Origin of the sequence: Geobacillus genomosp. 3 (assembly GCF_000445995.2) — a bacterium.
Lineage (GTDB): Bacteria > Bacillota > Bacilli > Bacillales > Anoxybacillaceae > Geobacillus.
In genome coordinates this window covers 163671-178911 of record NC_022080.4, presented here as the reverse complement: position 1 = coordinate 178911, position 15241 = coordinate 163671, and the positions used below count along the sequence as shown (strand labels likewise).

Below are 15241 nucleotides of genomic sequence, written 5' to 3'. Positions count from 1 at the left end.
CCGTATTTTCGGGACACCCTTTCTCCGTTTCTTTAAACAGCGGCCGGTTCGGACAGCACCTTTACAATCCGCTCAATCGCCCAGTCGAGCTCTTCTTTCGTAATAATGAGCGGCGGCGCAAAACGGATGACCGTTTCGTGCGTCTCCTTGCAAAGCAGTCCTTGTTCTTTCAGCGCTTCGCAATACGGACGCGCCGGTCCATGCAGCTCGACGCCGATAAACAAGCCGCGGCCGCGGATTTCTTTAATGTCTTTGTTTTCGATTTGTTTTAACTTCGCCAACAAATATTCGCCAAGCTCAAGCGACCGCTCCGCCAGCCGCTCTTCTTCGATCACCTCAAGCGCGGCAATCGACACCGCGCATGCGAGCGGATTGCCGCCGAACGTCGATCCGTGCGAGCCGGGTTCAAACACCGACAAAATATCACGGTTGGCGACGACGCACGAAATCGGGAACACCCCGCCGCCGAGGGCTTTTCCTAAAATATACATGTCAGGCACAACATCTTCCCAGTCACAGGCAAACAACTTTCCGGTCCGCCCAAGGCCGGTTTGGATTTCATCGGCGATAAACAAGACGTTGTTCTCCTTGCACACATCATACGCCGCTTTTAAAAACCCTTGCGGCGGAATGCGGATGCCGGCTTCCCCTTGGATCGGTTCAAGGAGAAACGCTGCCGTATTTGGGGTCAGCGCCGCTTTTAGCGCTTCAATGTCGCCGTACGGAATGATTTTCACCCCTGGCAAAAGCGGACCAAAACCGCGTTTATAGGCCGGTTCGGACGACAACGACACCACAGCGAGCGTCCGGCCGTGGAAGTTGCCTTCACAGACGATGATTTCCGCCTGGTTGTCCGGGACGCCTTTGACGTCATACGCCCAGCGGCGCGCCGCCTTGAGCGCTGTCTCGACCGCCTCCGCCCCGGTGTTCATCGGCAAGACCATCTCTTTGTTTGTCAGCCGGCACACCTTTTCATACCATGGGCCGAGCTGATCGTTATGAAAGGCGCGCGACGTGAGGGTGACGCGCTCAGCTTGCCGCTTTAACGCCGCAATAATTTTCGGATGGCGATGCCCTTGGTTGACAGCCGAATAGGCGCTTAACATGTCCATATAGCGGTTTCCTTCCGGGTCTTTCACCCATACTCCTTCTGCTTCGGAAATGACGATCGGCAGCGGATGATAATTATGCGCCCCGTATCGCTCCGTCTGTTCGATGAGCTGTTCGGATTTCGTTGTCATCAGGATCACTCCTCTTGGTTTCTCCTGCACGTTATCCTTTTCCCACTTCAGCCCCGCCTTGAAGCGGAAAACTCCTTGCCAGGACGTTGAACGCCCTCCGACCTACGCGGACGCTTCAAGAGGGAAGATTCTTAGGAACCCTTGCCCCACGGTGGGCTGTCCATCAATCCGCCCCCGTGCGCCCCGTAATTCTGCTGTCTTGCCGCGACAGCAAACAAAGCCCTACATTCAAACAATTTCGGACGGCTTATACTTTTGATTCATTGAAGGCAAAGGGAAGATGGACGGTGAACACCGGTTCATCCTCCACTTACGCTCACGCGCAGAAACGGGGGTCTCCTTGGCGCAGATGAATAAAAGAGGGCGGCCGCGGCCGCCCCGGCGTTAAAACATTTCCGACACCGTTTTTGCTTGCATATGGAGGATCAAGTAGTCCGGACCGCCTGCCTTCGAATCGGTGCCTGACATGTTGAAGCCGCCAAACGGCTGGTAGCCGACAATGGCGCCTGTGCAGCCGCGGTTAAAATACAAGTTGCCGACATGAAACTCGTGCCGCGCTTTCTCAAGGTTCGCCCGGTTGCGCGAAATGACGGCTCCCGTCAAGCCGTATTCCGTGTTGTTCGCGATCTCCAGCGCATGATCAAAGTCGCGCGCTTTCGCAAACGCCACGACCGGCCCGAAAATTTCTTCCTGCATAATGCGCGCGTTCGGGTCGACATCGGCAAACACCGTCGGCTGGATGAAGAAACCTTTCGAATCGTCTCCTTCTCCGCCCGTCATCAAGCGACCTTCCTGCTTGCCGATTTCGATGTACTCGATAATTTTGTTGTACGCCCCTTGGTCGATGACCGGGCCCATAAATGTCGCCTGTTCGGCCGGGTCGCCGACGTTGAGCTGTTTGGTCAGCTCGACGACGCGGTTTAGCACTTGGTCGTAGACGTCCTCGACGATGATCGCGCGCGAGCACGCCGAACATTTTTGCCCCGAGAAGCCAAACGCCGAGGCGACAATCGATTGCGCCGCCAGTTCGAGATCGGCTTCTTTGTCGACGACAATGGCGTCTTTTCCGCCCATTTCCGCAATGACGCGTTTCAACCAAATTTGCCCCGGCTGCACTTTGGCCGCCCGCTCATAAATGCGTACTCCGACTTCACGCGAGCCGGTGAAGCTAATAAACCTTGTGCGCGGATGGTCGACCAAATAGTCGCCGACTTCCGCCCCGCTTCCCGGGATATAGTTCAACACGCCGGCCGGAAGCCCAGCCTGTTCGAGCACTTCGACAAATTTATACGCCACAACCGGCGTTGCGCTCGCGGGTTTCAAGAGCACTGTATTGCCCGTCACAAGCGAAGCGACCGTCGTGCCCGCCATAATGGCAAACGGGAAGTTCCACGGTGAAATGACGACCCCGACCCCAAGCGGAATATAGAAAAACCGGTTCGTTTCCCCCGGACGGCTTTCAACCGGAATACCGTCTTTCAGCTTCAACATTTGCCGCGCGTAATATTCCATAAAGTCGATCGCTTCGGCCGTATCCGCATCCGCTTCGCGCCACGGTTTGCCCGCTTCTTTCACCATCCAAGCGGAAAATTCATGCTTGCGCCGGCGCACGATCGCCGCTGCGCGGAACAAAATATCGGCCCGCGCTTCCGGGCTCGTTCGGCTCCATGTACGGAACGCTTCATCAGCGGTTTTCATCGCCCGCTCCGCCAGCTCTTTGTTCGCCTTCGCCACCCGGCCGATCACTTCCGCTTTATTCGCCGGGTTGACCGACGTGATTTTGTCTTCCGTCATCACCCGTTCTCCGCCGATCACGAGCGGATAATCGCGGCCCAGCTCAGCTTCGACTTTTTTGAGCGCCGCTAAAAACGCTTCACGGTTCGCTTCTACGGTAAAATCAGTGAGCGGTTCATGTTTATACGGCTGCACCATCGAGTTCGTCCCCCTTCATTAGGCAAAAAAATTTTTCTCAATAAAACGCTTCCATAGTTATATTATGCAAATCTTTATGGCGCATTTCAACTTTTTTCTTTTGTCACCACCAGCTTTTTTCTAGTATCCCCTGTTTCCCCCGTCTTTACAACCCCATCGACCAGCTTCCGCCTTTCGCATTTTGCGAATGCACGTTTCAAGCGTCCTCCCTTCCCGTCGGCGTGGAATACCCATCCTTCTTGTTCATAGTATGCAAAATTTTTTTGCCTTCTTTATCTATGCAACAGCAGGCAATGTGGTATAATAGTTCCTAAAAAAAGAGGGGTATGTATGAACCGCGATGTGAAAGCGCTCTTATCCATCTACGCGCAAGTGATCGAGCTGATCGACCTCGGCATTCATGCCGTCGACAAACAAGGCAAAACGATCATTTACAACCAAAAAATGCGCGACATCGAGAGCATGGACATCGAGGATGTGCTTGATAAGAACATTTTAGATGTGTTTCGTTTTGACCCGAAACAGCCGAGCACACTGCTTCAAGTGTTGCAAACCGGCGAAAGCATCCTCAATCAACAACAAACGTATTTTAATAATAAAGGGCAGGCGGTGACGACGATCAACCACACGTATCCGCTGCGAAAAGACGGGGAAATCATCGGAGCGGTGGAAATCGCCAAAGACATGACGAAATTCCGCAAACTGATGGAAGAACAGCGGCAGCGTCAAGAGTCGGCGCGCACGTTCGCGGATATGATCGGTCAAAGCGCGGCCATACAAGCAGCGATCCGCCTCGCCAAATACGCCGCCCGCTCCGATGCGCCCGTCCTGCTTATCGGCGAAAAAGGAACGGGCAAAGAGCTGTTCGCGTCAAGCATTCACCACGAAAGCGGACGGCGGACGAAACCGTTTTTCGTGCAAACGTGCTTGGCGCTCCCTGACGATTGGCTCGAAACGATGCTGTTTGGCTGTGAAGAAGGAGATGAAATCCAACTTGGCTTGTTTGAACAGGCGGATGGCGGCACCGTGCTGCTTGACGATATCGACGCTTTAAGCTTGCCATTGCAGGAGAAGGTCGCACGTTTTTTGCAAGAAAAACAATTGATTCGTGTTGGCGGTCAACAACCGGTTCAAACCGACGTCCGCTTGATCGCCTCAACAAGCGGCGATCCGATCGACGCTGTTCAAGCCGGGGAACTATTGAAACCGCTATACTATCAGCTCGCCGTCCATTGCATCGTCCTGCCGCCATTGCGCGAACGGAAAGAAGACATTTTGTCGCTGGCAACCCATTTCATCCGCCAAGGCAACGAGCGCTACGGTTTAAACGTCGAAAGACTCAGTGATGACGTACAAGAGGCGTTTCTTGCTTACCGTTGGCCCGGCAACGTGCGCGAACTGGAAGCCGTCATTTTGGAAACGATGGCGACGATGGAACAAGAGGAGACGATCACCCTCGCCCATTTGCCTGCCTCTTTTCGGGCCAGACTCGCTCCCGATGATGCTAAAACCGACTTTTTATTTGATATCGAAGACATGTTGCCGCTTGACAAATACATGGAGGAAGTCGAAATTTACTACATCCGCAAGGCGCTGCAGCATCACGGCTTCAACATCACGAAAACAGCCAAAGCGCTCGGCTTAAGCCGACAAAACTTGCAATACCGCATCCGCAAGTATCAGATTGATAAAGAGTGGGGATAAACAGCAAGACAATGGAACCAAGAACAGCCGTTCAATAGAAAAGCACACGTTCGGAGTGATGTCCACTTTTCCGCAACGTGTGCTCCCAAATGAATTCCCGGTAAAGAAGCGGGGAAATCTTGTCTTATTGTTAGTTCTTTGATGATTCGAAAAATTTATTGTCCAAGGCAAATAACCGGCTGCCGCTAAGACAAAGAGCAATCGCCACGGACAATAAGGTGACATCCAATTCATACCCTGCTGTTTGCCCATTGCCCAAGAAACCGGCCGACAACTTGGCGGTGAAAATGGCGCCAAGCATCACACATGCAAGCAGCGCCGAAATCATTCTCGTTCCCAATCCCAAGATTAAGGCCATTCCTCCGATCAGTTCAATAAAGGCGACAACGTAACCAAGAAACCCGGCCACACCAATGCTTTCGAACCAACCGGCTACGTTGCCAAGACCCATTTGGAATTTGGCGATGCCGTGAATCAGAAATGTCACCCCTAAAACGACCCGTAAAATCAACAACGCCCATTCGTATTTTTGCGCCATTCTTCGTTCTCCTCCGTGTTATCGCACGGTTTTTAACGCCCGGCTCCATAATAAAAGCTCATCCAGCATCGCATTGACTTGTTCAACATGGAACGCTTGAGGCTTAAACACTGTTCCATTCTCAAAATCCGTAAACAGCGACAATGTCGGATGTGTACGGACGTCAGCGATTTTGAGCTCGCCGCAAATTCCGCGCAAATGTTCAGCGGCACGGGCCCCGCCGGTCGAACCGTAACTGACAATTCCTGCCGCCTTATTGTTCCAAGCTTCACGAGCCCAATCAAGCGCATTTTTTAACGCCCCGGTAATGCTATGGTTGTATTCCTGGACGATGAATACGAACCCGTCAAGACTAGCCAGTTTCTCGTTCCAAGCAGCGATGCCCGGCTCCGTTCCGTCTGTTGTTCCGAAAAACGGCAAGTTAAAATCAGCAATATCCACAATCTCATAATGGGCATCCCCACGTTGATCGGCAAGTTCTTTCACCCATTTTCCGACTTGCGGACTGACGCGCCCTTGCCGAGTGCTTCCTAAAATAATCCCGATCTTTAACGTTTCATTGGCCATGGTTGGTTCCTCCTTCGTTTCTTTTTTCAGCAATTTATCAAAAAAACCCATGTTTTACACCGCCTTCTTCTATGATGAATAAGTTTCTATGTGGAAATTTGCAAAAGGATACGGTTTCCCGAAGGATCCCATGTCATCAATACTCCATTTTCCTCCTTGACAGAAGCGCCGACTTCCCTCAACCCGGCGGCCACTTTTTCCTTTGCCGCTTCATCCGGCAACATGAGTGTAAAAGATTCAAGGCCAACGCTGTTCGCTGGCGGCATCGGCGCGCCGACGCCATTCCACGTATTTAGGCCAATATGGTGATGGTACTTTCCTGTCGAAAGAAACAGCGCCTGGCCTCCGTATCGATTGACAACGTCGAATCCTAACCCTTTCGTATAAAACTGTTCAGCCTGCCGCAACTCTGAAACGTGCAGATGAATGTGCCCGATCAACGTCCCGCGCGGAAGGCCATGCCAAGCTTCCTCTTTCCCTTCGGCCAGCAGTCCTTTCACATCCAATGGCTCCGTCGACATAGCCACCTCTTCGTTCGCCCATCTCCATGTGGAAGACGGCTTGTCGGCATATAGCTCAATTCCATTTCCATCCGGATCGGCCAAATAAATGGCCTCACTCACCCAATGGTCAGCGCCCCCTTGCAGCGGATAGCCAATGCGAAGCAAATGGGCGAACACTCTTCCTAAGTCGGCCCGCGTCGGAAGCAAGATCGCAAAATGGTACAGCCCTGTTGTCCGGCCCTGCTTCGGAATGACGTTTTCCGGCTGTTCAACCGACAACAAAACCGTTTGGCCATCAGCCGTAAACAACGCCTGCCGGTCTGTTTTTTTCCACACTTTAAAGCCGATGACTTGTTCATAAAAATCGATCGAACGCTCGATATTCTCCACCTTGATGCTGACCTGGCTGACGAACGTTGCCGGCTTGCGATGGAAATTCATGTCGCCACCTCCTTATCACTGTGGATATAAGTGAATATTAACTTACTTTATGTAAGTAAGTATATATTTATAATTTAGTTAAGTCAAGTTAATTTATTTATAAAATATAATTAAGTTATCCCGTAAAATCAGTTACAATATGAACAAGGAACAAAAGTTTCCTTGACTTCGTCCACTTCGCCCCTGACAGGCTCACGTGAATGAACATCATAGTTGTTCAGCCGCTGGAACCGTTTATAATAAAGGTAAGGAGATGATCGAATTGGATAAAACGCTTTGTCCTCGATTTGAAAAAGCCATGGGATTATTAAGCCAGCGGTGGACGGGATTAATTATTTACCAGCTGCTGACCGGACCGCAGCGTTTTTGCCATATTGAATCCGCGATCGGCATCAGCGGCAGGGTCTTATCAGAGAGACTAAAGGATTTGGAAAATGAGGGGATTGTCAAGCGGGAAGTGTTTCCGGAGACGCCGGTTCGCATTGAATACTCGTTAACAGAGAAAGGGCAGGCTCTTGAACCGGTTATGCGTGAAATTGAAAAGTGGTCAAAAACGTGGCTTATGGACAACGGAGGATAACGCGGCCATGATCGATGCCCATATCCATCTCGACCAGTATCCGAACATCAGCGAACAAATCGAGCGCTGGCAAGAGGCTGGCATCACCGGTGTCGTCGCCGTCTCCACCGATTTGCGCTCGAGCTACCGGACGCTCGAACTGAAGCAGCAGTTCCCTTCCTTCATCTATGCGGCTATCGGCTTTCATCCCGAACAGCCGCTGCCAAGCGAAAGCGACTGGAACGAATGGACAAAGCTCGTCAAGCAAGAGCGGCCGCTGCTCGCCGCCATCGGCGAAGTCGGGCTGCCATACTATTCCGCAGAAGCGGGCGCCAAGCTGCCCGCCTATCAAGAACGGTTAGCCGAAATCGCGGCCATCGCCGCCGATGCCTCCTTGCCGCTCGCCCTTCACGCCGTCTACGACCGTGCCGAAACCGCCTTGGCCATCTTGCGGCAAGCCGGCGTCCGACACGCCCATTTCCACTGGCTGAAGGCTGATCCAACGGTGGTCAGACAAATCGTCGCATGCGGCTACTACATTTCCGTCACACCGGAAGTGTGCTACCGCGAACGCGACAAGCAACTATTATCTTTTGTTCCGATCGAACAGCTGCTCTTAGAAACCGACGGCCCATGGCCATTTGCCGGCCCGTTTGCCGGAAAACCGACAACGCCGCTATGGCTGCTCGACTCCGCTCGTACCGTGGCCGCCCAATACAGACGGGATGTCGAACAAGTGAAAGCGGTCACCACAGCGAATGCGAAGCGGCTTTATGGGAAAGCAACAAGATGACAAAGCCGAGCAGCAAGAAATCCCCTGCTCGGCTTGAAATCTATTCCGGGAAACTGTTCTACCCATGGCCAGCCTCTTCCCGGTCTACATATTCCTTCTTCACCTGCTTTAACGTCGCCACGATGAGAAAACTGACAATGACGAGCAAACACCATGAACTCACCTTCCCAAGATGAACGAGGCTCCACGCCTTCGCTTGGTTCGGATATTGCCAAGCGCCAAAAAAGGTGGCGATGTTTTCCGCGATCCAGATGAAAAACCCGATCAGCAAAAACGACAAAACAAGCGGCATCCGGTAGCGCACTCCCCCGACCTCATACGTCACCCATGACCGCCAAAAGACAAGCATGACGAAGCTTGAGAGCCACCAACGAACGTCCACCCAATAATGGTGGGTGAAAAAATTCAAGTAAATCGCCGCCGCCAACGGAACGACGAGCCAAAACGGCGGCCATTGCACAAGCTCCACCTTCAGCCTTCGCCACGCCTGGCAAAGGTAGCTCGCCACGCTCGCATACATGAACCCGCTGTACAGTGGTACGCCAAAGAGTTTCGTATACCCCTCTTCCGGATACGACCACGACCCCATGCGCACTTTAAACAGCTCGAGCGCAAGCCCAATGATGTGGAACAAGGTGATCACCTCAAGCTCATCCCGCGTTTCCAGCCCTGACCGCACCATCCACCATTGCATGAGAAGGCAAATGACAAGCAGCCAATCATAACGCGGCAACAGCGGAAGCGGCACGAGCTTCGTCAGCGCCAATGAGGCAAAAATGACGACCGGAAACACGCACGATCGCGCCTGCTCCCAGCCAAAACGAATCAGCTGCTTCAATGCCGTGACGATAGTCCACTGTCGCGTCCTAACCACCAACGGCTGACAAAACGGATCGCTCGCCCCATATTCTCCTTTCATCGGTCGCCCCTCCCCATCTTCACGAATTTGCCTCCTCGTCCTCGCTCCGGTACTCCAAAATATCGCCAGGCTGGCAGTCGAGCGCCTTGCAAATGGCTTCCAATGTCGAAAAGCGGATCGCTTTTGCTTTCCCATTTTTCAAAATCGACAAGTTCGCCATCGTGATCCCGACTTTCTCCGACAGCTCAGTCACGCTCATTTTCCGTTTGGCCAACATGACATCCAAATTGACGATAATCGGCATGCCGTCCACCTCAAATCGTAAGCTCATGTTCTTGTTTGATTTCGATCGCCTGCTGCAGCAGCTTTTGCAAGACAGCGGCGAACACAGCGATGACAAGCGACGCAAACGGCACAATCAGGCCGACGAAAATGACGCCCGGAGCGTCGTCTTTCTCGGCGTACAAGTAAAACAGCGGCAAGGAGAGCAAATGCAGCCCGCTGATGGCGACGGCGCAATGCTTGATGACCTTGAGTGCTTTCACCGACGCCTCGGAAAACGCATCGTTTCGGTCAATATACACTAACAGCCGAAACGCCTGGTACAAAGCAAAATAAAACGGCAGCGCGGACGCCTCAAACACAACATAAACAAAATACTTGACCGAAGGGAACGTTGGCACGAGCTTGACAGCCACCTTCGCAAGCGCAGGCACCAAAAATAGGCACAATGCCAAAACCGGAAGGCCGATCAACACTAAAGACGCCTTCAAAAACAACGTTTCCCGTTTCATCGAAACACCTCACTGACCGGTTTTCGATTTTATTGTAACGGTTGATTTATCGTTTTTCAATAAATAATTATTGATTTTAATTAAATTTTTGTTGCAAAACACGATAAGCAAAAAAGCATTCCCGGCACAGGGGAACGCCTGATTACAAACGTTGATGCAACATAATCCTTGATTTTGGATCATTGCACAACCATATTCACTTCCACGCCGCCCATTACCAATCAATTCGCTTTCCATCCTGGAAAAATCCGCCGTTCGGCCCGTCAGGCCCGATCTCCGCCAGCCAAAGGATCGACTCGGCTGCTGGCTTTTCGGATTGCCGTTCATCAAACATGGGTGGGGCAAGCCCAACGCCGATCATAAGGTCATCTCGACGGTCTAGTATATATGGTCTAAGAGCCGATATTCGTGACGTGATTTCAACTTTTCGGGATGCTTCACTTTTATGGATGCAACCTCTCCGCAATCAAGACAAACCGTATCTCCAACAAACGGTCAAATCCATCACCGATGAACAGCTTTGGCTTCTGCTTTCGTTCTGTGTATCGTGCCAAACGGATGCTCAGGCGGAGCATAAATGGAATACAGCTTCAGAGGGACATGTCCTGTGTTGATCACATTATGCCACGTCCCCGCTGGAATCATGATGGCGTCATCTTCGGACACATTCCTTTCAAAATCCAGAACGTTTTTTCGTTTCCCCATTTGTACAAGCCCCTGTCCTTGTTCAATGCGGATGAACTGATCGACATCGGGATGCACTTCCAGACCGATATCGCCTCCAACATCGATGCTCATCAACGTCACCTGCAAATGGTTGCCCGTCCAGATCGCTGTCCGATAATTCGGATTCTGTTTGGCGGCTTGCTCGATATTGACCACGAACGGTTTCCCGCCGTAATCTTTCAATTCGATTTGAGGGTTCCTGTTATTCAGCAAGTTTTCAGAATAACCATGTGAATAAAAGTTTCGCCGGTCTTGTTGAAGGGTCCAGTAAGAAGGCATCGGATAGGGCCACTGCGTGCTGTAATACGGATGGACATAATAAGGATTCAATTCCGTGTTCACTCTCCTCACGCTTGGAATTTGTGGAATCTGCGACTAGTTTATGCAATCGCCCAGTAAGGAGTGACAAGAGCACATGGGCAAACGGAGCATCGTGAGGAGGAGAAACCGACAAAAAGCGGTGGCCATTCATCGCCATGAAACCCGAACAGGTTAGACCTTTCCCACCTGTCCGACCAACTCCGCCAAATGGTCTCCATTTTTCAAGTGTCAATAAGTCACATTTTTTACACCAACCACGCCGCTCCGATGCCGAGAAGGTACGTCATCCCCACGCACAAACACAGGCGCTTTCGCCCCCCATTATAAAAATCCTATAAACAAATAGGATATCTGCTTCATTATTGCACCGCATACTTGCCTTTTTCCCCTTTTTTTGCTCCAAATAAAAAGGAATCGAGAAAAGCACCGTCAGGTACCTTCCTCGATTCCCTTAAATCCTATTTCCTTCTCCCTCAATTTCTTCCCTAATCACCGCTGCACTTTTTATTCATCATCGAACTTTTTTGTGCATCGCTAAGGTTTTTTGGTAGAAAGACAAATATCTTTCCCACCGCCAACCCGCTCACTCCACCGTCACGCTCTTCGCCAAGTTGCGCGGTTTGTCGACGTCGCAGCCGCGGTGCAGAGCGGCATAGTACGCGATCAGCTGCAACGGCACGACGGAGACAAGCGGCGTAAGATCCGGATGGACAGCCGGGATGATGAAGCGGTCGCCGTCGCCTTCTAAGCCGCGCATCGAGATGACGCACGGGTTCGCGCCGCGGGCGACGACTTCTTTTACGTTGCCGCGAATGCTCAAATTTACGTGCTCTTGGGTGGCAAGCGCGATGACCGGCGTGCCGTTCTCAATCAAGGCGATCGTGCCGTGTTTCAGCTCGCCGCCGGCGAACCCTTCCGCTTGGATGTAAGAGATCTCCTTCAGTTTCAGCGCGCCTTCTAGGCAGACATAGTAGTCCACCGCACGGCCGATGAAGAAGCAGTTGCGCGTCAACGTCAAGTAGTCGCTCGCGATGTTTTCCATTTCTTCTTTCGCGTCGCACAGCATTTCCATCACATTGGCGACGATGGCGAGCTCTTTCGTCAAGTCAAAGCCCAGCTCAAAGCCTTTCGCTTTCGCCGCGGCCGCCGCCAAAATCGCCAGCACGGCAATTTGCGCCGTATAGGCCTTTGTCGAGGCGACGGCGATTTCCGGACCGGCGTGCAACAGCAGCGTATAGTCGGCTTCGCGCGACAGCGTCGAACCCGGGACGTTCGTGATGGTGATCGCTTTATGGCCGAGTTTGTTCGTTTGCACGAGCACAGCGCGGCTGTCGGCCGTTTCGCCGCTTTGCGAAATAAAGAGGAAGAGCGGTTTTTCCGACAACAGCGGCATATTGTACGAAAATTCGCTGGCGATATGCACTTCGACCGGAATTTTCGCCCACGACTCGATCAATTGCTTGCCGACGAGGCCTGCGTGGTAGCTCGTACCGCACGCGACAATGTACAAACGGTCGGCGTTCAGCACTTCGTTGATGATCGCTTGGTCAATCGTCAATCCGCCGTTTTCGTCTTGGTATTTTTGAATGATGCGGCGGATGACAAACGGCTGCTCGTCAATTTCTTTCAACATGTAATGCGGGTACGTCCCTTTTTCAATGTCGCTCGCATCGAGCTCGGCCGTAAACGGCTTCCGTTCGATTGTTTCACCGTTTAACGTTTGAATCGTGACGTTCTCGCTCGTGACGATGACCATTTCCCCATCCATCAGTTCGACGAATCGGTTCGTCACATGCAGCATCGCCATCGCATCGCTCGCTACAACGTTAAATCCATCGCCCAAGCCGACGAGAAGCGGGCTTTTGTTTTTCGCCGCATAGATCGTGTTTTCGTCTTGCGCGTCGATCATGGCGATGGCGTACGATCCTTTCAACAGCGAGAGCGTTTTTCGAAACGCCTCTTCCGTTGCCAGTCCGTCGTTGACGAACGTTTCGACGAGCTGGACGATCACTTCCGTGTCCGTGTCGCTTTGGAATGTGACATCGGCCAAATAATCGCGCTTCACCATTTCATAGTTCTCGATGACGCCGTTATGCACGAGCGTAAACCGGCCTGAGGCGCTTTGGTGCGGGTGGGCGTTCACCCGGCTTGGCGCCCCGTGCGTCGCCCAGCGCGTATGGCCAATGCCGACCGTCGCCTTGACGTTCAAATCGACGATGCGGCGCAAATCGGCGATCCGCCCTTTTTCTTTAAACACATGAACCCCGTTCTCATTTAAGACGGCGATCCCCGCCGAATCGTAGCCGCGATACTCGAGTTTTTCCAATCCGCGCAATAAAATTTCCTTCACATCTTGGTAACCGATATAACCAACAATGCCGCACATGGCAACGTTTCCTCCTTTAGTATCGGAGGCTGCCGCCAACGAGATCCGCAATCGCTGTTCAGTTGTCAAAGAACAAGCCAGAGCCTCGCCGATGAACGCGGCAGACTCCCTATCTGTATTCGCGCGATGATATCCTCCCCTTTGTGCAAAGGGTCGCCCCTTTGTTTTAAGAGAGGACTTGCGGCTGTCATCGCATCAACCGGGAGGCATCCGCCGAAACCCTCGATAAACCTCCTCCTCGTCAACTAAGCGCACTTCCGTCCTTGCGCTTAGTCCAGGCGCTTTTCATCGTCAAAACGAGTGCAACAACCAACCAGTTTTTCTTTTTGAGGCGTTCAATCCGTTGCAACAAACTGCTGTTCCTGATCCCCTTGCTTCGCCCTGCCATCGCCTCCTTTCATGCAAAAGGCAACAACGTTAATATTACAGGACATTCCCAGCGGCGTCAACTATTTATATAAAATACCCTATGCATAAACGAAAGGAAATGTTCCGTTTATGCATAGGGTGGTTGTCCAGGCGGTCGATTATTCCGCTCCCATTTCACGGCGGACGACATCGGCGATCCGCTCAACGTAGGCGCGACACGCCTCTTCGGTTGGAGCCTCAGCCATAATGCGCACGAGGGGTTCCGTCCCTGACGGACGAACGAGGACGCGGCCATTGCCGTTCATCTCTGCCTCCACTTCCTGAATCACTTTTTTCACTTGTTCGTTTTCCATTGCTTTTTCCTTATCGGCCACCCGGACGTTCACAAGCAGCTGCGGGTATTTTTTCATTTCCCCGGCCAACTCGGAAAGCGGCTTGCCTTTGATTTTCATGATGTTGACGAGCTGGAGCGCTGTCAACATGCCGTCCCCCGTTGTGTTGTAATCGAGGAAGATGATGTGTCCGGACTGCTCGCCGCCGAGGTTGTAGCCGTTCTTCTTCATTTCTTCGACGACATAGCGGTCGCCAACGGCGGTTTGCACGCTTTTGATTCCCTGCGCCTCAAGCGCTTTGTAAAACCCAAGGTTGCTCATGACGGTCGAGACGACGGTTTGGTGCTTGAGGCGGCCGGTTTCTTTTAAATATTTGGCGCAAATGTACATGATCTGGTCGCCATCGACGATGTTGCCGTTCTCATCGACGGCAATGAGGCGGTCGCCGTCGCCGTCAAAGGCAAGCCCGACATCGGCTCCTTTTTCTTTGACAAATGCAGCGAGCGCTTCCGGATGGGTGGAACCGACTCCTTCGTTAATGTTCAGCCCGTTTGGCGAAGCGCCCATTGTGATGACGTCAGCGTCCAAATCGGCAAACAAATACGTTGCCAATGACGACGTCGCCCCGTGCGCGCAGTCGAGGGCGATTTTTAACCCTGAGAAATCTTCATCGATCGTCTGCTTTAAATATTGCAAGTACTTTTGTCCGCCTTCAAAATAATCATTGACCTGGCCAAGCGAGGCGCCAATCGGTCGCGGCAGCATATCCTCAGGGCTGTCGATCAGCGCTTCAATTTCTTCTTCCTGCTCATCCGACAGTTTAAACCCGTCCGGGCCGAAAAATTTAATGCCGTTATCTTGGACGGGGTTGTGGGAGGCGGAAATCATAATGCCAGCCTGTGCCCCGAGCGCTTTCGTCAAATAGGCGACGCCTGGTGTGGAAATGACGCCAAGGCGCATCACTTCCGCTCCGATCGAAAGCAGTCCGGCGACAAGGGCGCCTTCCAACATATGCCCGGAAATGCGCGTGTCGCGTCCGATCAACACTTTCGGACGCTCCGCACTTTTCGTCAGCACATATCCACCGCAGCGGCCGATTTTAAACGCCAACTCCGGCGTCAGCTCACGATTCGCTACCCCGCGTACACCATCGGTGCCAAAATATTTACCCATTCG

14 protein-coding genes are annotated in these 15241 nt (G+C 52.3%); 3 read left to right on the top strand and 11 right to left on the bottom strand.

Annotated elements, in window-relative coordinates:
* Positions 1-32: 32 nt before the first annotated feature.
* Both M493_RS01005 and pruA read right to left on the bottom strand, forming a co-directional pair.
* The gene (locus M493_RS01005; RefSeq protein ID WP_020958416.1) at positions 33-1241 is read right to left on the bottom strand and encodes an ornithine--oxo-acid transaminase; all 1209 of its coding nucleotides are present in this window, start codon (positions 1239-1241) and stop codon (positions 33-35) included.
* Positions 1242-1625: 384 nt separating this feature from the next.
* Positions 1626-3173 (bottom strand): L-glutamate gamma-semialdehyde dehydrogenase, encoded by a 1548-nt coding sequence (pruA, locus tag M493_RS01000; RefSeq protein WP_020958415.1) that lies wholly within the window; start codon positions 3171-3173, stop codon positions 1626-1628.
* Positions 3174-3503: 330 nt separating this feature from the next.
* On the opposite strand from pruA, the gene M493_RS00995 reads away from it, so the two are divergent.
* Positions 3504-4877, top strand: a complete 1374-nt coding sequence (locus M493_RS00995; protein WP_020958414.1) for a sigma-54 interaction domain-containing protein — start codon at positions 3504-3506, stop codon at positions 4875-4877.
* A gap of 130 nt (positions 4878-5007) precedes the next feature.
* Here the strand turns inward: M493_RS00995 and M493_RS00990 are convergent, their stop codons facing one another.
* Genes M493_RS00990 through M493_RS00980 form a run of 3 tightly spaced genes read right to left on the bottom strand, consistent with a single transcriptional unit; the run spans position 5008 to position 6926 of the window.
* Entirely contained in the window at positions 5008-5415 is a 408-nt protein-coding gene (locus M493_RS00990; RefSeq protein WP_020958413.1) for a DoxX family protein, read from the bottom strand.
* Positions 5416-5433: 18 nt separating this feature from the next.
* Complete coding sequence (locus M493_RS00985; protein WP_020958412.1) at positions 5434-6033, bottom strand: NADPH-dependent FMN reductase; 600 nt, start codon at positions 6031-6033, stop codon at positions 5434-5436.
* Between the two features lie 35 nt (positions 6034-6068).
* A complete protein-coding gene (locus M493_RS00980) occupies positions 6069-6926 on the bottom strand; it encodes a VOC family protein (RefSeq protein WP_020958411.1) in 858 nt (285 codons plus the stop codon).
* Between the two features lie 253 nt (positions 6927-7179).
* Between M493_RS00980 and M493_RS00975 the strand changes: the two genes are divergently transcribed.
* Both M493_RS00975 and M493_RS00970 read left to right on the top strand, forming a co-directional pair.
* Positions 7180-7506, top strand: a complete 327-nt coding sequence (locus tag M493_RS00975) for a winged helix-turn-helix transcriptional regulator (RefSeq protein WP_020958410.1) — start codon at positions 7180-7182, stop codon at positions 7504-7506.
* Positions 7507-7513: 7 nt separating this feature from the next.
* Positions 7514-8278, top strand: coding sequence for a TatD family hydrolase (locus tag M493_RS00970; protein WP_020958409.1), 765 nt, complete (start codon positions 7514-7516; stop codon positions 8276-8278).
* Positions 8279-8336: 58 nt separating this feature from the next.
* On the opposite strand, the gene M493_RS00965 is transcribed toward M493_RS00970, so the two are convergent.
* The 6 genes from M493_RS00965 to glmM all read right to left on the bottom strand — a co-directional run bounded on the left by M493_RS00965 (position 8337) and on the right by glmM (position 15238).
* Positions 8337-9197 carry a DUF817 domain-containing protein gene (locus M493_RS00965; protein WP_020958408.1) on the bottom strand — a complete coding sequence of 287 codons (861 nt, stop codon included), beginning with the start codon at positions 9195-9197 and terminating at the stop codon, positions 8337-8339.
* 19 nt (positions 9198-9216) lie between these two features.
* Positions 9217-9441 carry a helix-turn-helix domain-containing protein gene (locus M493_RS00960; RefSeq protein ID WP_020958407.1) on the bottom strand — a complete coding sequence of 75 codons (225 nt, stop codon included), beginning with the start codon at positions 9439-9441 and terminating at the stop codon, positions 9217-9219.
* A gap of 10 nt (positions 9442-9451) precedes the next feature.
* Positions 9452-9931 (bottom strand): DUF2975 domain-containing protein, encoded by a 480-nt coding sequence (locus M493_RS00955; RefSeq protein WP_020958406.1) that lies wholly within the window; start codon positions 9929-9931, stop codon positions 9452-9454.
* 504 nt (positions 9932-10435) lie between these two features.
* Positions 10436-10936 (bottom strand): cupin domain-containing protein, encoded by a 501-nt coding sequence (locus M493_RS00950; RefSeq protein ID WP_051391574.1) that lies wholly within the window; start codon positions 10934-10936, stop codon positions 10436-10438.
* Between the two features lie 625 nt (positions 10937-11561).
* The gene (gene glmS / locus M493_RS00945) at positions 11562-13364 is read right to left on the bottom strand and encodes a glutamine--fructose-6-phosphate transaminase (isomerizing) (RefSeq protein ID WP_020958403.1); all 1803 of its coding nucleotides are present in this window, start codon (positions 13362-13364) and stop codon (positions 11562-11564) included.
* Positions 13365-13891: 527 nt separating this feature from the next.
* A complete protein-coding gene (gene glmM, locus M493_RS00940; RefSeq protein WP_020958401.1) occupies positions 13892-15238 on the bottom strand; it encodes a phosphoglucosamine mutase in 1347 nt (448 codons plus the stop codon).
* Between the last annotated feature and the right edge of the window lie 3 nt (positions 15239-15241).